Annotated in this window: 15 protein-coding genes; 9 read left to right on the plus strand and 6 right to left on the minus strand. The window is 42.3% G+C overall.

Features of this window, described 5'->3' with window-relative positions; all coding sequences use genetic code 11:
* Positions 1 to 169 precede the first annotated feature (169 nt).
* Positions 170 to 1,252, minus strand: a complete 1,083-nt coding sequence (locus tag CDC33_RS06420; RefSeq protein WP_369694285.1) for a FecR domain-containing protein — start codon at positions 1,250 to 1,252, stop codon at positions 170 to 172.
* A 900-nt stretch (positions 1,253 to 2,152) separates the two neighbouring features.
* Between CDC33_RS06420 and CDC33_RS06425 the strand changes: the two genes are divergently transcribed.
* Complete coding sequence (locus CDC33_RS06425; protein ID WP_439956591.1) at positions 2,153 to 3,367, plus strand: porin family protein; 1,215 nt, start codon at positions 2,153 to 2,155, stop codon at positions 3,365 to 3,367.
* 68 nt (positions 3,368 to 3,435) lie between these two features.
* Here the strand turns inward: CDC33_RS06425 and CDC33_RS06430 are convergent, their stop codons facing one another.
* Together CDC33_RS06430 and CDC33_RS38375 are read right to left on the minus strand one after the other, a co-directional pair.
* A complete protein-coding gene (locus CDC33_RS06430) occupies positions 3,436 to 4,254 on the minus strand; it encodes a sulfurtransferase (protein ID WP_109012468.1) in 819 nt (272 codons plus the stop codon).
* Positions 4,211 to 4,369: a hypothetical protein gene (locus CDC33_RS38375; RefSeq protein WP_181373911.1), complete on the minus strand. Its 159-nt coding sequence runs from the start codon at positions 4,367 to 4,369 to the stop codon at positions 4,211 to 4,213. The genes CDC33_RS06430 and CDC33_RS38375 overlap by 44 nt, the downstream gene beginning before the upstream one ends.
* A gap of 47 nt (positions 4,370 to 4,416) precedes the next feature.
* On the opposite strand from CDC33_RS38375, the gene CDC33_RS06435 reads away from it, so the two are divergent.
* From CDC33_RS06435 to CDC33_RS06460, 5 genes are all read left to right on the plus strand, one after another.
* Positions 4,417 to 5,337 carry a tRNA (5-methylaminomethyl-2-thiouridine)(34)-methyltransferase MnmD gene (locus CDC33_RS06435; protein ID WP_109007781.1) on the plus strand — a complete coding sequence of 307 codons (921 nt, stop codon included), beginning with the start codon at positions 4,417 to 4,419 and terminating at the stop codon, positions 5,335 to 5,337.
* A gap of 744 nt (positions 5,338 to 6,081) precedes the next feature.
* The gene (locus CDC33_RS06440) at positions 6,082 to 7,317 is read left to right on the plus strand and encodes a response regulator (protein WP_109007782.1); all 1,236 of its coding nucleotides are present in this window, start codon (positions 6,082 to 6,084) and stop codon (positions 7,315 to 7,317) included.
* Between the two features lie 159 nt (positions 7,318 to 7,476).
* Positions 7,477 to 8,829, plus strand: a complete 1,353-nt coding sequence (gene glmU, locus CDC33_RS06445) for a bifunctional UDP-N-acetylglucosamine diphosphorylase/glucosamine-1-phosphate N-acetyltransferase GlmU (protein ID WP_109007783.1) — start codon at positions 7,477 to 7,479, stop codon at positions 8,827 to 8,829.
* A gap of 47 nt (positions 8,830 to 8,876) precedes the next feature.
* Positions 8,877 to 9,104, plus strand: coding sequence for a type II toxin-antitoxin system HicB family antitoxin (locus tag CDC33_RS06450; protein ID WP_109007784.1), 228 nt, complete (start codon positions 8,877 to 8,879; stop codon positions 9,102 to 9,104).
* A 464-nt stretch (positions 9,105 to 9,568) separates the two neighbouring features.
* Positions 9,569 to 9,991 (plus strand): DUF29 family protein, encoded by a 423-nt coding sequence (locus CDC33_RS06460; RefSeq protein ID WP_109007785.1) that lies wholly within the window; start codon positions 9,569 to 9,571, stop codon positions 9,989 to 9,991.
* Here CDC33_RS06460 and CDC33_RS06465 read toward each other — a convergent pair.
* The gene (locus CDC33_RS06465) at positions 9,982 to 10,935 is read right to left on the minus strand and encodes an isoaspartyl peptidase/L-asparaginase (protein WP_109007786.1); all 954 of its coding nucleotides are present in this window, start codon (positions 10,933 to 10,935) and stop codon (positions 9,982 to 9,984) included. The genes CDC33_RS06460 and CDC33_RS06465 overlap by 10 nt on opposite strands.
* Entirely contained in the window at positions 10,935 to 11,129 is a 195-nt protein-coding gene (locus CDC33_RS06470; protein WP_094350216.1) for a DUF2256 domain-containing protein, read from the minus strand. The genes CDC33_RS06465 and CDC33_RS06470 overlap by 1 nt, the downstream gene beginning before the upstream one ends.
* 533 nt (positions 11,130 to 11,662) lie before the next feature.
* Between CDC33_RS06470 and CDC33_RS06475 the strand changes: the two genes are divergently transcribed.
* The 3 genes from CDC33_RS06475 (at position 11,663) to CDC33_RS06485 (ending at position 15,942) form a co-directional block, all read left to right on the plus strand.
* Positions 11,663 to 12,931 (plus strand): DUF4331 domain-containing protein, encoded by a 1,269-nt coding sequence (locus CDC33_RS06475; protein WP_109007787.1) that lies wholly within the window; start codon positions 11,663 to 11,665, stop codon positions 12,929 to 12,931.
* 4 nt (positions 12,932 to 12,935) lie between these two features.
* On the plus strand, positions 12,936 to 14,330 hold the full coding sequence (locus CDC33_RS06480; RefSeq protein WP_109007788.1) for a tetratricopeptide repeat protein: 1,395 nt from the start codon (positions 12,936 to 12,938) through the stop codon (positions 14,328 to 14,330).
* A gap of 127 nt (positions 14,331 to 14,457) precedes the next feature.
* Positions 14,458 to 15,942, plus strand: coding sequence for a nickel/cobalt transporter (locus tag CDC33_RS06485; protein ID WP_109007789.1), 1,485 nt, complete (start codon positions 14,458 to 14,460; stop codon positions 15,940 to 15,942).
* A 328-nt stretch (positions 15,943 to 16,270) separates the two neighbouring features.
* On the opposite strand, the gene CDC33_RS06490 is transcribed toward CDC33_RS06485, so the two are convergent.
* Positions 16,271 to 19,324, minus strand: a complete 3,054-nt coding sequence (locus CDC33_RS06490) for an AAA family ATPase (RefSeq protein ID WP_109007790.1) — start codon at positions 19,322 to 19,324, stop codon at positions 16,271 to 16,273.
* Positions 19,325 to 19,352 lie beyond the last annotated feature (28 nt).

Below are 19,352 nucleotides of genomic sequence, written 5' to 3' on the forward strand. Positions count from 1 at the left end.
GAGGCAGTAACTAAAATTGTTTGTCATAGTTCTGTCTCTGGTTTTGGGCATAAGTCTGTGCTACTGCCTTGAAGCAGCTAAATCCCACAATACTTAGGCGAAATTAAAATTATGACAAAACCAACTACGTTCGGCATTCGCAGAGCATTTTGTACTCCCATTAGCAGTTTTATGTGCTTGGAAGCTGAGTTGGTGGGGTTACGGGTGTTGGCTCAGTTGGGGTTACGGGTGTTGGAGGAGTTGGAGTTACAGGTGTTGGCTCAGTTGGGGTTACGGGTGTTGGAGGAGTTGGAGTTACAGGTGTTGGCTCAGTTGGAGTTACGGGTGTTGGAGGAGTTGGAGTTACAGGTGTTGGCTCAGTTGGAGTTACAGGTGTTGGAGGAGTTGGAGTTACAGGTGTTGGCTCAGTTGGAGTTACAGGTGTTGGAGGAGTTGGAGTTAGGGATGTTGGAGGAGTTGGAGTTAGGGATGTTGGAGGAGTTGGGGTTACGGATGTTGTTTCAGTTGAGGTGTTGGGTGATTTCTCAGTTGAGGTTATGGGTGTTGTCTCAGTTGGACTATTAGGACGAGGTAGCTGCATTTCAATTACTCCCTCGCCTTTTATCGGTGGCTGTGCTTTTAAGGCCGCAGTAGTTTCGGCTTGAACACTGGTGATTGCTGGATCATGATGTGTAGGCACAGGACTTTGCCTGTTCAAATCAAGTTCCCGAACCAGTTCGCTATTTTCATAAAAATTTCTCAGATCAAAATCATATAAGTTCTGAAATTCCCCTTTAATTAGAATTATCATCTGCCCTGCTTTCAGCACCTTAGTTTCACCTTCCTTATTAGAAACTTCAATGCCGCTATTTGTCAGCGCACCCACAATTGTGGTGTCTGTTTGTTGGTCGTAGCGTACAAATAATGCTGAACCACGAATTGCTGCTGCTGCACTTGGCGTTTGTATACGTGTTTGTCCCCTTCCTGGTGGGATGAGCAGCAACACAGTTCCATTTGAAAGTTTAAAGTCACGAGTCTTCGGCAAAAATTGAAATAACGCCTGTTCTCCAACTCGTGCCAAAGAGCCATCATTGAAACGCAAATCTGCTAGGGAAGCTCGACCAGTTGACAGCCCGTCCCCAGGAATCATTGCATCTAATTTGCGTGCAGGACGTTTCTTGAGTTTATCTTTGGGTATCAGTTGGACGATGTTCTGGAGGTCTTGAATCTCTGCTCGCGTCAAAGGGGTTATGGCATTTACTTTATTTGACAAGGGCAGTACTATAACTCCCCATAAACCAATCACTAACAATGGAAATGATTTATAAAACATAGTTTGAGAACTTGGGATTTTCAACTAATACCAAAAATTTAAAGTTTAAGCTGTTGAGAATTTTTATAGCGATTTTCTTTAGTAATTTTAGCTGTACTTTAGCCTAGATTTAATAGATAAAATAGACAACAAACAAATTATGTGTTTAGCTGATATAATTTTTTTTATGAAACTGCTATTAGATACAAGAAAGCCTGTGGCAGATTTCAAGGTTAGTACTTGCTTGATATTAACAATTAACTGATGAGTACCTTACAGATAATCCATTTTAATCAGATCAGCTACAGAAACAAAAAGTTGTTAGGGATCTGTTGTGAAATGACTCACTGCCTTTATTTCACTAGATTTGAGCATAAAGTGTAACTATATTAGCTCATCTCACTTTTGCGAAAGAATCTGGGAAAAAATCCGAAAAGTAGGAATTTCAGTTTGTAGTTTCAGTATATACCGACAAAGCTAAGATAGATGCACTCAATTGTATATTCTGAGTCGGAACTTCTGATACAGCTTGTGGGTCTACATTTGCCAAACGCAATCAACGCAATCTAACAGATGCGACTCAAAAACTGGAAGAATTTGTTTTTTTGTATTTTGTTAGTTTCCAGTGGTGGAAGCTGGTGTTGCATTAGAGTAGATGCGGCAGAATCTGCAAATAGAGATATTTGGCATTCTAAAAATTTAGCAAGCAAACAGGTAAATTATCAGCCATGTCAGAATTTAGAGCAAGAGATAATTAACTTTTTGTGCAAGCAGTCCAGTGAGTCGCATTCTTCAAATTCGCAGATGCCGTTGAAAAAGAGGCAAGGAAGCAGGGAACTCCTAGTTGGGGAGATAGTAAATATGGGGATTCGACCCCATCTGTTGCGCCAGATTCCCGTAGGGTACGATAACCAGTTAATAGAAGTGAGGGATTCAGACTCATGTTCCCCCGTTCATTTCTACGACAAGAGGAAGGGGTCATTTCTCGCTGCCCCCTGCCCCCTTGCCCCTGCCTCTTCGTTAAAGCTGGCGCAGCAAACAACCGAAACTACTCAAGCCCCAGACACAGCCAATGAAGATACTCAAAAGCAAAATGACCCGCCACAGTTAGAATCGCAGCCAAGTAATTTGCCTACATCTCCTCCTGACCCAAAAGAGGAACTGTTGAATGCACCTGAGATAAATCAGTCCCAAAGGCTAGAAAGGCTAATGCAGCTGCTAAAATTGCCAAAACAGCCACCTGAATCTGATAGCGATCGCGAATTAGGGTTGCGGGTGCGGTTACGACCCCTAGAACAGCCTACTTTTCCACCAATAGAACAACCCGTAGTCAGGTTTAAACCTATAGGCTATCTACAAGGGCATGTCGCCTACTTCCAAACGAGTAATATTTTTTCTTCAGAGGATACTCCCATAGAAGATGGTTTAATTTTTTCTGGACTGACGTTAGCCTCTGCATATTTCCCTTTGGGAGCTAAGACTTTTTTAAACGGCTCAATTGATGGCAATCTCATTCGTTATATCAATCAGTCACAATACGATTACAACCAGGTAAGATTTAATCTCGGTATTTACCAGCAGCTATCGCAGCGAATGTATGGAGAAGTTAGTTGGAGCAATCAACAGTTATTTTATGCCAACAACAGCGATCGCCTGGATAGCTTCAAAGCAGGCGATCGCTTTTTAAATGAGAATTCCTTTCAAGTGTCTTTAGGACGGCGAGATCCCCTAACTTCAAAATTAATACTAAATAGCTTTTACGAATTGAGTGTAAATTTTGCTGATCCCCAAAGTCGCGATCGGATAATCAATTCCTTTTGGGTGTCTCTGAACTACTACTTGCAAAAGCCTCTCCAGGTTGGTATTGACTACCAGGTGAATTTTTCGGACTTTACACAGCGCGATCGAGAAGACCAATTTCACCGGCTGTTCGGGCAGTTAAATTACCGAATATCTGATACCAGCAATATGAGTGTGCAGGCTGGAGTCAGTTTAGGTAGTTCAACCGCCGAAAACATTGATTTTGATGGGTGGTTCTTTAGTATTAATTACAGTTTGCAATTAGGTCAGTTTTGAAATTTGTCCTTTGTCCTTTGTTATTTGTCCTTTATTTAAACTAATGACCAATGACCAATGACCAATGACTAATAACTAATCCAATCACTCCAGCTACCAGCATAAAGTTTACCCTTGCTAATGCCAGCTAATTCTAAAGAAAGTAAATTTACGCAAGCAGTAACGCCAGAACCACAATAAACCAAGATTTCCTCGGCTGTTTCTAGCTGTTCCCAGCGACGGCGTTGTTCCGGTTGAGGCAGTAGGTAGCCGGAAGAGTCTGTAACTTCTTGCCAAGGATAGTTGACTGCACCGGGAATATGCCCGGCAATTTTATCAATTGGCTCTCGTTCACCTCGATAGCGATCGCTTTCTCTTGAATCTACCAATACTACCTCATGGCTATCTTTGCGACTTTTGACCTCTGTAATATCTACCACCTTTTCTGTTTGTACTTGAGCTACAAACGTACCCATCCGGGGTTGAGGAACAACATCCGTAACAGGATAGCCAGCTTTTTGCCATCCAGCAAAGCCTCCATCCAGTACTGCTACTTGTTCATGCCCTAGATAGCGCAAAAGCCACCATAGACGAGCCGCAAAGGCAAAGCGCGAATCATCATAAGCTACAACTAAACTTTTTTGGGAATTTACCCCAATCGCTGCCAATTTGTTAGCGATATCATTGGGGTTAGGTAAAGGATGTCTCCCACCATGTTTACCCACTGGACTGGAAAGATCCTGATTCAAATCTAGATAATATGACCCATTTATATGACTTGTTTGGTACTGTTGTTGCCCTAGTTGTGGATCGGCTAGAGAAAAGCGACAATCCACAATAACGATTTGCGGATCTTCTAGATGTTCAAATAGCCAAGCTGGCGAAACAACAAATTGAGGGTTGGGCATTGGGAATGGGGCATTGGGCATGGGGAATTGGGCATTGGGCAAAACAGTTCTGAGTAAATAAGTGAGATTTTCCCCACTCAGTACGGGCTAAACCATAGCTATCCGCTAACAGCACTCAGTACTCCTGAAGGGGATTAGTGATTATTTAGTTTTATTTGTAAAATGTCAGACTTAGAAAATTTTACACCTAAGTTAACAGCAGATGGTTCTTTCACCTTTGTTTCTCAAGAGTTTGGTGAATCCTTTCACAGCCATTATGGTGCAAAGCAGGAGAGTTTTTTCAAGTTTGTGGAACCTACTCAACTGACTACAGTCGCTCAAAAACCAGTTTTGCGACTCTTGGATATTTGTTATGGTCTAGGATATAACACGGCTGCTGCTTTGCAGACAATTTGGGCAGTAAATCCTAACTGTTTTGTTGAAGTAATTGGTTTAGAACTGAATCCAGCAGTGCCACAAGCTGCGATCGCTCATCAGTTGTTCGACAATTGGAACTGTAACTATATTGAAATTTTGTCCCAGCTAGCAAATGATCATCAAGTGCAAACACCTTGTCTAAAAGCAAAGCTATTAATTGGGGATGCTAGAACTACGATAACCCTATTACGTCAGTCGGGGTTCTGGGCAGATGCAATTTTCCTTGATCCCTTTTCACCACCTCAATGTCCTCAATTATGGACTGTTGAATTTATTAAACAAGTGTCATTGTGTTTACATCAAGATGGTTTATTAGCCACCTATTCTTGTGCTGCTGCTGTACGCACAGCACTTTTGTCTGCTGGTTTGGTAATCATCTCTACCCCACCAGTGGGGAGGCGATCGCCTGGTACTGTGGCAGCCCATTCTAACAGCACTCAGCACTGGCTCAACCATAGCTATATGCTCTCACAACCTGAAAAAGAACACTTGCTAACCCGTGCTGCTATTCCCTATCGCGATCCTGAATTAAGCGATTCAACCGAAGTCATAATAATGCGGCGGCAACAAGAGCAACAAGCCTCTTCACTCGAACCTACCTCCCATTGGCGAAAAAGGTGGTTATTGGGAACACAAGGCAGAGATTTTATAGGAACTAGTTTATAGTTCGGTTGAGATGTCTAAAACGGGCGTAGCTGCGGCAATTGCAATAGAGACAAGGTATCAGCCAGGAAGGCAGATAATTCAGATGGGGATTCGACACTTCTCTTTTTTGCCAAAAATTCTGATTTATTTTCCAGATAAGCCAACAACTTTTTACAAGCTAATAGGGTTAATTATGTGGTAGCATTTAATACTACATACTATTTGACAGTAATAAAATACTGCTATAACTGAATAAGTAAAAAGCTATAGGATTACTATTTGATTTTTGAACGAAATTAAGTATTGTAGAGTGTGTTAGAACGGAGTTCGTAACGCACTATGAACACGAGTTTGATGCCGTACTCTCTGTGCTAACACATCCTACGTATATTTTCAGAAATCAAACCGGATTCCTATATATACCTAAATGATTACCATAAAGACTTAACATTCAAAACTGGGTATCTTAATATAAAACAAGCGATTAGAAGGCTTTTTAGGGCCGTTCAATGAAAAAATATCCGTGAAAAACCTGATTTAAGATTTGTGTCAATTAATCATACTGTAATTAGAAGCAAAACAAAAAAATTGACAGCAAGATACCCCTTGTTTGTAACATAAAACAGAGATGGTGCGAAAAACTTAGATCCGCAGTTTGACATAATGCATAATCCCTATTAAAACTCTGGCTCAGATATAGTTGAATATTAAATTTGTTTTTGAAATTTGACACTGTTAACTTGTGCAAAAAACTGGAGTGCCTTTGTGATTCAATGGAAATCCAACCATACAGGCTTTACAGAAGAAATTGTTAGTGGGCCAAACCCCATTAGCACAGTGAAGAGTATCGGTTCAAATCATGCCGTAGGATCACAAAATAATGTGGAGGCTTATTCTTTAGGCTTATCTCAAGAAGACCTTATGCTTAAAGATAACCAAGCAGTGTCTTCTTGGATAAAAGCTGATGTTAATTGTGGTGATAATTCATTGGTTTCTAGAACGCTACAAGCTAAAGGTTCTAAAGTGAATGGGTTTGATTTAGATCCGCCGAAAATTTTAGTAGTTGACGATCATGCCGCCAGTCGCATGACTGCTGTTGCTCTTTTGGGGATGGAAGGATACGAAGTGATTGAGGCGGATAGTGGTTCTACTGTTGTAGGATTGGTAACTCAAAAACAACCAGATTTGATTTTGCTGGATGTGATGATGCCAGGAATGGATGGATTTGAAGTGTGCCAATTACTCAAGCAGGATGAGCAGACTAGGCTAATCCCGGTAATTTTTATTACGGCTTTAAATGACAGGCGATCGCGTATTCGGGGAATTGAAGTTGGGGCAGATGATTTTCTCACCAAACCCTTTGATCGTGTGGAACTGGCGGCGCGTGTAAAGTCCTTAGTTCGGCAGAAGCGTCTGAACGAAGATTTAGAACATGCCGAACAAGTATTATTTTCTATTGCCATGTCGATTGAAAGCCGCGATCCCAATACAGGCAATCATTGTGAACGCTTGGTAAAGCTGGGACAAGCTTTTGGTGAATACCTCAATTTTTCACGTTACCAAATTCGAGATTTGATGTGGGGTGGTTATCTCCATGATATTGGTAAAGTAGGTATTCCCGATGCCGTGCTGCTGAAAAAAGGCAAACTTACCCCCGAAGATTGGCAGGTCATGCGGCAGCATGTTCTGATTGGAGAAAAAATCTGCCAGCCACTACGCAGTATGCGGGGTGTAATTCCGATTATTCGTCATCATCACGAACGCTGGGATGGCTCAGGCTACCCTGATGGTCTCAAAGAAGATGATATTCCTTACCTGGCGCAAGTATTTCAGTTAATTGATATTTTCGATGCTCTAACCAGCGAACGACCTTACAAAAAAGCTTTTAATTCAGTAGAAGCACTTTCAGTGATGCAGAAAGAAACTGATTTTGGTTGGCGTAATCCCAAACTAATGCAGCAATTTACCGAGTTTATTCTCTCCTATTATGAAAACGAGTAGGGAGTAAAAAATTTTGTAGCTGCCGCGAGCGGCGAAAATTGATATAATCCTGACTCATTGTATATTTCGGTCTTCTATGATTAGCTGGTATGATTTGAGCCAATATTTTAAAGTACCAACAGCATTAATCATAATTTCACTGATAGCTGATAGCTAATTATGGTAGTTGTAGCAATTCTAGCGGCGGGACGCGGCACACGGATGAAATCACGCTTACCCAAGGTTTTACATTCTTTGGGTGGGCGATCGCTAGTCGAAAGAGTTCTCGAAAGTGTAGAACCACTTTCGCCCTCACGGCGAATCGTGATTGTGGGATATCAATCTGAGGAAGTGCAAGCCGCCATGCATTCAATTCCCAGTTTGGAGTTTGTTGAACAGACTGTGCAACTAGGTACAGGTCATGCCATCCAGCAATTACTCCCTCACTTGGAAGACTACACTGGGGATTTGCTAGTACTTAACGGTGATTTACCGTTAATACGTAGCGAAACCCTCAAGCAGATGTTACAAACTCACACCCGAAATCAGAACGCCGCCACTATTCTGACCTCAAACCTACCCGACCCCACGGGCTACGGGCGAGTTTTTTGTAACGATGAAAATATTGTGCAGCAAATGGTCGAACACAAAGATTGTACTGCTGCTCAAAGACAAAATCACCGGATTAACGCTGGAGTTTACTGCTTCCGTTGGCCAGATTTAGCAAAGGTGCTTCCCCACCTACAAGCAAACAATGCTCAAAAAGAATACTATCTCACTGATGCTGTGACTCAAGTGGGAAAAGTTATGGCAGTGGATGTGGAAGATTACCAAGAAATTCTTGGCATTAATGATCGCTTGCAACTAGCAACAGCCTACGAGATTTTGCAAAGGCGAGTCAAGGAAAAATGGATGCTGGCGGGTGTCACTCTCATCGACCCCACCAGCATCACCATTGATGAAACTGTAGAATTACAGCCGGATGTAATTATTGAACCCCAAACTCATCTGCGGGGAAATACAGTGATTCAATCAAGTTGTCACATTGGCCCAGGAAGTTTGATTGAAAATAGCCAGTTGGCTGAAAATGTCACGGTGCAATATTCAGTGGTGACAGATAGCACTGTGCAGGCGGGAAGTCGAATTGGCCCTTATGCTCATTTGCGCGGTCAGGTAGAAGTGGGTGCTGGTTGCCGTGTAGGTAATTTTGTGGAATTGAAAAATACGCAATTAGGCGATCGCACTAATGCAGCACATTTGTCCTATATAGGTGATACGGTCGTCGGCAATCAGGTGAATATTGGTGCAGGTACAATTACTGCCAATTATGACGGCGTGAAGAAACACCGTACCAAAATAGGCGATCGGACAAAAACGGGTTCCAATAGCGTTTTAGTAGCTCCACTCACCTTGGGAGATGATGTCTACGTAGCTGCTGGTTCCACTGTTACAGAAGATGTGCCTAATGATTCTTTGGTAATTGCCCGTAGTCGTCAGGTGGTAAAACCAGCTTGGCGCAAGAAAAGCCAATAAAGCGATAATTAAATCATCAGATTAGCTGATTCAACTAAAGGTAAAAAATGAGAAAAACACAACAACTTACCGCGATTATTGAGCGCGAGGAAAAAGGCTATGTATCGCTTTGTCCAGAATTAGATATTGCTAGCCAAGGTGACACTATCGAAGAAGCACGCAGTAATTTGGTTGAGGCATTGGAATTATTTTTTGAGACAGCTGACCCCTCTGAAATCCAAGATCGGCTAATTACAGAAGTCTTTATTACACGCTTAGAGGTAAGTGTTGGGTAAGCTGCGCGTTCTTTCGGGTGGGGAAGTGTGTCCAATTTTAGAGATGCATGGCTTTGTGCAAGTACGCCAGCATGGTAGCCATATTATGATGCAACAGCGAACAGAAGACTCAACTTAGGACTTACGCAAAAAGTACTAAAAAGCTTAATTTATCGAACCGCCAAGACGCCAAGAACGCCAAGAATCGTAGAGTTTGCGTAAGTCCTAAACTGTAACCGTTCCTGTTCCTAATTATGACGAGCTTCGTGTCGGTACTTTACGATCTATTATTCGCCAGTCAGGATTGCCACGCGCTCTTTTTGAAGTGAATTAGCAGAAGGTGCAGTTAAGCAATCTCATGGTTAATGAGGTTCCTAATGCACCCTTGTATCTTAGTTATTTCACCGCTCAAGTACAATCAAATGGTTTGTATGGTTTTAGCTTGTCCCATTTGAGTCATCAGAGCAAGACAAACCCAATTTAGTATGGAAGAACTGCTAGAACTTAGGCAATTTCTAGAACAAGGCAAAATCCATGAGGCGTTGCTGTTGGTGGATGAGTTAGAAGAAATGAGCCTTGGTGACAAAATCAATAAAATTGATAGTTATGGTGTAATTCTGCTCATCCATTTAATTAAACAAAAGACCGAAAAACGTTCTACTCGCTCTTGGGATGTTTCAATAGAAAATACAGTCCGTGAAATAAATAAAATAAACAAGCGCCGCAAATTCGGTGGTTATTACTTGAATCAGGCAGAATTAATCGATATTCTGCAACAAGCATATCAAGTGGCACTAAAAAGAGCGGCGCTAGAAGCTTTTGAGGGGCGTTATGAAGCCGAAGAATTGGCTGCAATGGTTGACCAGGAAGAAATCTTAACTCAGGCGCTAGAATTTATTCAACAATAGCCAATCAATTCACTATCATTCCATTCCAAAGTGTCACCAATTTTTTCGCCGTCATGGTAGGCGGCGAGTAAAATTTCGCTAGTTTTACCCCAAGCGATCGCTCCACTAGCATCTAAGGCGATCGCTCCCAAATCCCGTTTGTTCTGGTGCGCTTCTCCAAAGGATCGCTGCATCGCCTCCTTCAAGGACATCCCATCAGTGACACGTACTACAATTCGGGGAGCTAGACACTCATCAATGATATCTTCGCCAATGCCAGTACAGCTAACACCCGCATTACTAGTAGCATAATTACCGGCTGGCATCGCAGAATCACTTACCCTGCCAATCCGCTCAAAGCCCTTACCACCAGTAGAAGTGCCAGCAGCTAGCCTACCAGATGCATCTAAAGCTACCACACCGATGGTTCCGCGTCCGGCATTGCTGGTTTCTAACAGTTCGGGTTCTGCTACCACGCCAGCCATTGCGCTTTTAAAATTATCCTGGCGCTCTTGTATCCATTCTTGTAACCGCAAATCAGTTAAAGCGTTATAGCTGGGAAGTTGCATTTCCCGCGCCAACTCAGCCGAACCGAAATCTGATAGCACTCGGTCTGGCGAGTTTTGTAAAAATTGTGCTAACTCAATGGGATTTTTCACCCGTGAAATATTAATTACACCACTAAACCGCCCTAATGCGCCATCCATCAGGGAAGCACTCATGCGGATTTGCCCATCAGATTGGAGTACTGAACCAGTACCAGCATTAAAGCGGGGATTATCTTCGAGCATGTGGCAACCATGCACCACCGCCTCTGAGGCAGTTGCTCCGCATAATAGTAGAGAATAGACTTCTTCTATCACTGTATGGAGCGATCGGCGCACCGCCTCCAATCCGCCTTTACCGTGGAGAGAACTACCAGCCCCCCCATGAATAATTAATTTAGGTTGCACCTGTGACTCCATTAATCTCTTGCGCTATTTGCGTCTGTGTTGCGGTTAGTTTCATTTTGAGCTTCAGAACGGCGACGGCGACAACGTTCTGAGCAGTATTTCACATCGTCCCAACAATCTTGCCACTTTTTACGCCATGTAAAAGGACGTTGACATACCGGACAGATTTTTGTAGGTAGGTCAGATTTAGAACGAACACGTCCCATATAAATGCTGTGTAGATGAGAAGTTTATTTCTGAGAGAGATGGAAAATAATTATAACCAGTTTGCTATGAAGGGAGGAAACTTTTGGCAAATAAATATAATGTCAATCTATCCTTAGAATTATTTTTTAGCTACGTTAGGACTTACGCAAAAATTGCTAAAAAGCTTAATTTCTCGAACCGCCAAGACGCCAAGAGCGCCGAGAATTCGTAGAGTGTGCGTAAGTCCTATACGTGTATAGGAATATAGAACTAAGCTAATCGTCATTCATTTTTTCAGAATGATTCGCTTGTAGTGAGCGGTTCCAGACCTGCTTTTATGCAACTTAAATGCTCATTAGCTTATAAGCAGAAATACTGACAAAATCAGATGTAGTGTACATGTATTAAATAAGTCTTACAATTAGAAACTAGAAAAGTAAGTAAGTTTTGGTGTAAAAAGTGAGTAGTAGGAGCTAATAAGCTGTGAGGCACTTCAGTAATAACCGCACTATTTACGCATACAATACTAGAGACAAAACACTTCAGTCCAACTATGAGAATAAATGCTCAGAGTCTCACCTCTTTTATACCAACTCAAGGGTGGGTACTTGTAGATAAACTAGTCCAAAATATGGCATTTTTTCGGATCAAGCGATCGCTGACTGGAGCTACTCGTTTTTTTCGTACTATAGTGGCATTTGTCGCTATTTTGCTTGTAGTCCTAACCTATGCAACCCCTCAAGCTTTAGCCTCAGACCACCAGGACACAATTTTTCTTGCCAGTAGGCTTACTGCTGCGGATCTCACAGATTTGTTTGTGTTTGAGAGTCCGACAAACCCCAAAAATGTTGTCTTAGTGATGGATTTCGACCCTCTGATCGTTTCTGGTGAAAACAGACCATTTGAGCCAAATATTCTTTATCAGTTCAAGATTGATAACACTGGCGACAGTATTGAAGATGTTGTACTTCAATTCAATATAAATGGTAAAGGCTCACAGCAAACTGTCACAGTGCGCGGCCCAAGTAGTCCAATCAAAGTAGGAACAACGTCAGCTTTGCTTCCAGTAAGTTGGACAGGGCAACTTAACCAAACATTCTCCGCATCTAACGGCATCAAGTTCTTTGTTGGCACACGCAAAGACCCATTCTTTTTCGATCTGGAACAATTCTTCAAAATCATCCCAGATCGTAATTATAATATTCAGCCTAATCCCAATCCTCCCTTCACAGTTCTTACCTTCAGACCACCTGGACAAGCACAAGACACTCTAGCCCCATTCAATGTTCACTCAATTATTGTCGAGCTACCCAGGAAACTGCTTGGTACAGGCAAGATTGGTGCTTGGATAACAACTAGTGTTAGAACTCCTAGACTCAGAAACGGAAATTTAGCTCAGATTGAGCGGTTAGCAGTTCCAGCCCTGAATGAACTTTTTATGGACTACAAGGATCATAATAATAGTAATCTTCAGACACCAACACAAGACGCTAGCAATCAATCCCAATTCATTCAAACCTTTGTGAAAGCGATTGGTAGACCTCAAGGCATAGCCGATGCAGTGATCTCAGTAGCGATTCCTGATGTGATCCAAGCAGACCTTTCTAAACCTAGCGGTACTTATTTTGGTACTCAATTAGCCAACAACTTTGGTGGTAGAAGACCAAAAGATGACGTAATTGATGTCACAGCATCTGTTGTCTTTGGTAATGCAGTTACAGGGATTACCGCAGGACAAATTCCGGCGCTGACTAGCGATAATGTTGGGCCTAATAATGCTAACTTTCTTCCTACCTTCCCTTATTTAGGTAATCCTTTGTAAGGTTATGCATCTACGAATACTATGGGTGTTAGTGCTGACTAGCCTACTGGTTTTACTAAGACCCTGTGATACACAAGCGCTAAATTTAGGCTACACCAATAGTAATTTAGGTGCATATTCCTCTACTGTGCAACTGCTGACTGTTAATTCTAGGGAGATATTACCAGATCAGCAGTCAGATTTAGTTTTCCCTGATTATTTACAGCGATCGCACATTATCAGCATCTATGAGCAGAAAGTTGCCCAATCTCCCGATTCTTCAATATTTTTACGTCTGTTAGCCGATCAATATTTGAGGCGCTTTCGAGAAATTGGAGATATAGACGATGTGTTACGAGCAGAACAAGCGGCACGTAGATCCCTGGCACTACAGCCGCTCCATAATGATGTTTCTTCCATGCTCCTAGCATCAGCTTTATTATCTCAACACCAGTTTCGATCAGCTTTAGAAGTATTAAATAATTCATCTGTTGATAATCCCAGTATTATCTCGCTCAAGGCATCGATTCAGATGGAGTTGGGTGATTATAAAGCAACTCATCAACTATTGCAGAGCCTTGCTCATGAGGAATCGAACTCTGGTCATAAGGCAATTGTCGCCCGTTACTTAGAGTTAACTGGCAATTTAGCCTCAGCGCGACAACTGCTAGATGAGGCTATGCAGGAGATGGACTCTTTCTACACGACGAGCGCCGAAACTCGTGCTTGGTTTCATGTGCGGACTGGGGATCTGGCTTTTGCAGCCGGGGATTTTGCCCTGTCTGAGCAGCGATATCGGGAAGCTCTTGACCTGTTTCCACGGCATATAGCTGCGTTTACAGGACTAGCCCGCCTCTATGCGGCACAGCATCGATGGCAAGATGTTCTAAATACCGCAAATCAGGGTATAGAACTGATACCGTTGGTAGAAACACTGGGGTATAAAGCTGATGCTCAACTAGCTCTTCTCGACCAAAAAGGCGCAGCTGAAACTGAAGATTTGATCGGGGTAGTAGCTTACCTAAGCAAGGTTAAAGGAATCTACGATCGCGCAATGGCTGTCTACTACACCGAACACGGAATCCACTTACCAGAGGCGCTACAGATTGCCCGTAATGAAGTGGCAGTGCGAGATGATGTATATGCAGAGGATACATTAGCTTGGGCAGCTGCGGCTAATGGGGAATGGCAAGAAGCGCAAAGGGCAGCACAACGGGCAACTCACTTTGGAACAGAGGATGCCTTGCTGCAATTTCATGCTGGCATGATTGCACTTCACTTAGGTAAGCGTGACGAAGCAATAAAGCGACTAACTCAAGCTGTTAATCTGAATCCTCAATTTCATCACAAGTATGCTGATGAAGCTCGTCAAGTCGCTTCGCTCCTAATTCAAAATTCAAAATTCAAAATTCAAAATTAACAATCTCCATAAAGAAATTTACTTGCTCTGTATCATGAGTCTTTTTCGGTCAAGTCTTGGCAAACCTAATGCCCTGTGTCTCTCTCAAAATAACCTTTCCCACTCCTAACGCTATAGGGAGTTCTTTATGAAAAAGCTGCTACATTACTTGGCTTGCACTACTGCAATCATCGCAATATGTTTATTTTGGATGCCGAGGGCGGATGCCCATCCTTTAGGCAATTTCACCATCAATCACTACGCAGGAGTGCAGGTAGCAACCGATGGTGTGGGGATTGATTATGTTCTAGACATGGCAGAGATTCCGGCTTTTCAGGAGATTAATCACTTAGATACTAATCGCGATCGCAAAGCTGAACCTGTAGAGACGGTTCGATACCCCAACCAAAAATGCCAGGAAGTCAATTCACATTTGGAACTGTTGATTGATAAACAGCCTTTAGCACTGTCTTTGCTCAAATCAACAGTCGAATTTCCTCCAGGTGTCGGAGGATTATCTACACTGCGGCTGAGTTGTAATTTTCAGGGGTCAACGGAGTTAGTCGGCGCGAATCAGTTAATCGAGTTTGAAGATCAGTTTTATCCACAGCGCTTGGGCTGGCGTGAAATTACTGTTGCGGCAAATGGCATTCCTATTCAAGGTGATTTTACTTCTTCGAGTATCACCAACCGCTTGAGAGATTACCCTACTGAGTTACTCAGCAGTCCTCTCGACCAACGTCGGATTGACTTTAAACTCAATCCGTCTCTGACATCGAGTGAACAAGCGCCTCCACCGTCTGTTAAGTCATCCAGCCGCTTAGATAATGCTTTGACAGGAAGAACCAACGATCTCTTCACTAGCTTAATTACCCAGGAAAATCATAACTTCCTGACTATTCTAATAGCTCTAGCGATCGCCTTTTTATGGGGTGGTTTACACGCCCTCTCTCCTGGTCATGGAAAAACGATAGTGGGTGCTTATTTGGTGGGTTCCCGCAGTAATGCCCAACATGCTTTATTCCTGGGGTTGATTATGACGATTACCCATACTGCTGGCATATTTGCTCTGGGACTGGTCACTCTTGGCACATCCCAGTTTATTTTGACAGAGCAATTGTACCCTTGGTTAAGCGTAGTCTCTGGTGTATTGGTAACTGTAATTGGTCTGAATTTGTTTATCAGTCGATTGCAAGGGACTCAAGTCTCTCATTCAGATGACCATCAACATAGTCATGAACACAGCCACGACTTGCATCATCACCATAACCATGTACACCATTCGCATCTACCGCCTCACGGTGATGTAAGTTCCATGAAGTGGTCTAGCCTCCTAGCGCTGGGAATATCGGGCGGCTTATTACCTTGTCCTTCAGCCTTAGTAGTTTTGCTGAGTGCGATCGCAATGGGACGAGTTGGCTTTGGATTAGCGCTGGTATCTGCCTTTAGCTTAGGTCTAGCAGCAGTACTAACTGGAATCGGCTTAATGCTAGTCTACGCCAAGGATCGGTTTGAGCATTTACCATTGCAGATACCCAGGATAAAAATGTTACCTGTAGCAAGCGCTTTATGTATTACCTTAATTGGCTTAGGCATTACTTCACAGGCTTTACTCGCTCATCCCTGGAACTAGATGAAAGTGCAATCATACAAAGCACTCAGTTTTGTAAAATAACCCTGAACAACTAGATGTCAGAAAATCTTATTTCGAGAAAAATATGAAACGATTTATCTTCATCTCTCTAATAACTGCTTTGTGCATAATCGGCTACTTTGAAATTAGCTTATCACAGGCTGAAAAACTTTTTTGGCTTAATTTGAGTCTTTGAAAGCCTGCTCACGAAATGATTTTACACTTCGCACTCGGAATTTTTGCTGATTATTAGTAGATTCGTAGGGGCGTATTACAATATGCCCTTACAAGCGTATTGTACCGTACCATAAAGAGGGCGATTTAATGCCTAATTCAGAGGGTTATAGTCTGAGAGTAGATGATCTAAAAGCTTACCTTCGTAAGGATTTAAATATGAAGCAGATGTTCCTAAATCTTGTAATTTCTGGTAAATAAAATCACGTTCAAATGTTTCGATACGTTCTTCTAAGTTTCCATAAAGTTCCTGAAAGGTGAACTCAGTTGCTAAAGCTAAGGCAATTTGTTCTCGATCTTTCCCAAGGGATCGACCGTTGAATTGATAATCACCTTGAGAACGTTGGGCTAATAGCCCAAGAGCGATCGCTAAAATCACCGTCTGATAAGCTAGTTTTAATTCCCTACCAGAACCAATTTCTTCTGGGATTAAATCGGGAATGTTTTCGTCTTCATCGATTTGTTCGCTCTGAGTCCGTTCATAGCAGTCTCGATAATACTCAATTTGACTGAGAAAATAAGCCGGAAAGCCCAAGGAACGAGTCAAAATACACAACCGTTGCTCATCTTCAGCTACCAAGGCGGTTAAACTACGACTAAATCGGCTGTAAAATGCAAAAATTTGTTCTTTATCTTTTGCTCCCAGCCAGAGGGTAATTTCCCGTTGAGAAGTTGGGTTTAAGTTAGTGTCAATATCTTGAATTCGCAGCAACAAATTAGCGCTATCATAAAGTTGATTCAAACGCAAATTAGCTGTATTGGCGGCAATTAAATCTGATTGCTTTAATACTTCGCCAATAGACAAATTACCCAATTGCTCGAACTGCTGACGAGCAAAGGGTATAAGTTGATTATGAAATTCTTCAGCAGAAATTTTCCACGATTGAGAACGGCTAACCTGTTCCTGAGTAAACTTTTCTGTTGGTAATGTGGAAAGAAAACTTTGGTAATAAGCATCAATATCCGCATCAGTTAGAACTGTGAGCCGAGTTTCGGAGAACTTTGTGGTAGCTTGGTCGCGTTGAGCAATTAAATTATTGTATATCTCAGAGAAATCGGACAGAGTTTGACGTAAGGTTTCAGTTCTTTGTTTAGCTGTTTTAATCAAATAATTTAACGCCTCGACACGGAGATTTTGGGCGTATAAATCGTACTCTAACTTTAATTGTTCGTTATAACTGCGACGCAATTCTACGGCGGTTGCTTTAATAGAGCTTTCTAAGCGTTGAATTTGTTTCTGAACCTTCTGAATGCGATCGCGAATATTAGTACTGTACTTGAGCCAAACTATACCTAAGTAAGTTAAAATTGATACCGCAGTCCAAAGCAGATAAGTAACTAAGTTAGCCCAAAATTTTTGCAATAATAGCCATAGTGTTGATTGACTGAAAATTCCGGTCAGAACCAGCAAGGCGAATATTGCACCAGCAACCAAGGTAGGATAAACAATCAAATACTGTGAACGAAAACGGTTTTCTTCCGTTAGTAGTTCATCTAAGTTATCTGTAGCTGTTTCGAGTTGATTTTCAATCGCCGTTAAGTGGTTCTGAGCGACAACGATCGCAGCTTCAGCTTGTTCACGAGCGCGAGCGATCGCCATAAAGCGAATTTGTCGAGCTTGTTCGATTTCGGTATTTAACGCTTGACGATAGTCAGCAACTGCCGTTTCTAGCTGTTTCTGAGTTGTTTGTAATTCTTGCAGTTGTTCTTCAGATTTTCTTTCAGCTAAACCATCTTGTAATTGTTGCTGCCGCAATTTTAAGGATAGAACTTGGTTGAGCAGCTTTTGAGTGTCTTCTCGATCGATTGTCACCTGCAATCTTGAGTCGAGAAATGCCTCAGCCGTTCGCAGTTCTGTAACCAGATTCTGGGATTGATCGCCAATGGCATCCGTTTGCAGTTCCAAATACAAAAAGGTCAATATGTTTAATAGTCTAACTCCTTCATGTAAGCCTCTAGGTGTAGCATCAATATAGCTATTTATGCTGCGATCTAAGAAGCTGGTGAGGTTTCCTTGTAGTTGTTTGCAACACTTTTCCAACGTGCGCTTATAAGAAAGTAGCTCTTTATTTTCAAATTGCCGATAAGCACGTTGCAATTCCATCCCATATTCCCGCGCCATGCCAGCATGGATCTCAATACGCGGATTAAAATCTTGCCAAACTGGTTTGCCGTTATCTCGTTCTAATTGCAGAAAAGCATTACTGAAATCTTCGCTAAGAACAAATCCTTTGGCATCTAATAGGCATTTGCGACTCGCTTCGGGAGTGAATTCTGCCTTCGGTAAAAACTGCTCCCTGATAATATCGGCAGCAAAGGCAGCACTCAAACGGTTGATAGTTGTTTCTCCTGCGAAAAACAATTCTCCATAACCAAATGAACTATAGGCGGGTATTTTCCCCCGGACTTTTTGTGCGCCAAGCAATAAGCCGTTGATTTCCGGTTCCACGGTGAGAAAACCTGCCAAAGCATCAGCATAGCTTGGTAAATTATCCCTTAGTCCGCCAATTCGCCCGTCCATTAGCCAGCAGTTATCAAAAGGTGGTACTTTTTGAGCACCTTTAATCACAACTCCACTGGTCATTTTGTAATCTAACTCTTTCAGAAGCGCGTAAGCAGCACCATAATCAACATTTGTGGTTTGGGAAAATAACCCTGGCAGTAACAACAAAGTTTCTAAGCTATAAGGAATATCGACAAAGTAGTTAGAAAATAGCCAACGAATCAAACGTACTATGTCAAAAACTACTCCCCTTGCAAATTGATTGCTGGCTGATAGCATGAGATATACTCGATGGCTGCTGATTTCTACTCCTTGGCGTTTCGCTGCAATCGCTTCTTTTGATTGACTAGCCGTTTTCAATAATTCAATCAGTGCAGTTTGCAGTTCGCCAGTCGCTTCACTGAACTGGGTACGAATTTTGGAGACATAAGCTTGTTTACTATGAGTTTGAGCCAGATCAAAACTCGTGTCAGCAAACTGATCTAACTCGCCACTAAAGCCAAAAGTTTGACCATCCCAAGTTAAGGTATAAGTTTGGATTAAACAGGTTTGATCGGCTGGAAATTCTTGCAGTTGCCGTTTAATGGCTGCACAAAAAGCGGCACTGTGAGGATCGAGTGCAAGTAAAATAGTTGGTTTTGGCATGGGGACACTCTCAGAGTGCAAACTATAG

The organism is Nostoc commune NIES-4072, from assembly GCF_003113895.1.
In the GTDB taxonomy this organism is placed as follows: Bacteria; Cyanobacteriota; Cyanobacteriia; order Cyanobacteriales; family Nostocaceae; genus Nostoc; species Nostoc commune.

Bases quoted from the DNA above. Each gene is read 5' to 3' on its own strand.
- CDC33_RS06425 (WP_439956591.1), top strand. From the start codon at position 2,153: ATGGGGATTCGACCCCATCTGTTGCGCCAGATTCCCGTAGGGTACGAT.
- CDC33_RS06430 (WP_109012468.1), bottom strand. From the start codon at position 4,254: ATGCCCAACCCTCAATTTGTTGTTTCGCCAGCTTGGCTATTTGAACAT.
- CDC33_RS06435 (WP_109007781.1), top strand. From the start codon at position 4,417: ATGTCAGACTTAGAAAATTTTACACCTAAGTTAACAGCAGATGGTTCT.
- glmU (WP_109007783.1), top strand. From the start codon at position 7,477: ATGGTAGTTGTAGCAATTCTAGCGGCGGGACGCGGCACACGGATGAAA.
- CDC33_RS06450 (WP_109007784.1), top strand. From the start codon at position 8,877: ATGAGAAAAACACAACAACTTACCGCGATTATTGAGCGCGAGGAAAAA.
- CDC33_RS06460 (WP_109007785.1), top strand. From the start codon at position 9,569: ATGGAAGAACTGCTAGAACTTAGGCAATTTCTAGAACAAGGCAAAATC.
- CDC33_RS06465 (WP_109007786.1), bottom strand. From the start codon at position 10,935: ATGGAGTCACAGGTGCAACCTAAATTAATTATTCATGGGGGGGCTGGT.
- CDC33_RS06470 (WP_094350216.1), bottom strand. From the start codon at position 11,129: ATGGGACGTGTTCGTTCTAAATCTGACCTACCTACAAAAATCTGTCCG.
- CDC33_RS06475 (WP_109007787.1), top strand. From the start codon at position 11,663: ATGAGAATAAATGCTCAGAGTCTCACCTCTTTTATACCAACTCAAGGG.
- CDC33_RS06480 (WP_109007788.1), top strand. From the start codon at position 12,936: ATGCATCTACGAATACTATGGGTGTTAGTGCTGACTAGCCTACTGGTT.
- CDC33_RS06485 (WP_109007789.1), top strand. From the start codon at position 14,458: ATGAAAAAGCTGCTACATTACTTGGCTTGCACTACTGCAATCATCGCA.
- CDC33_RS06490 (WP_109007790.1), bottom strand. From the start codon at position 19,324: ATGCCAAAACCAACTATTTTACTTGCACTCGATCCTCACAGTGCCGCT.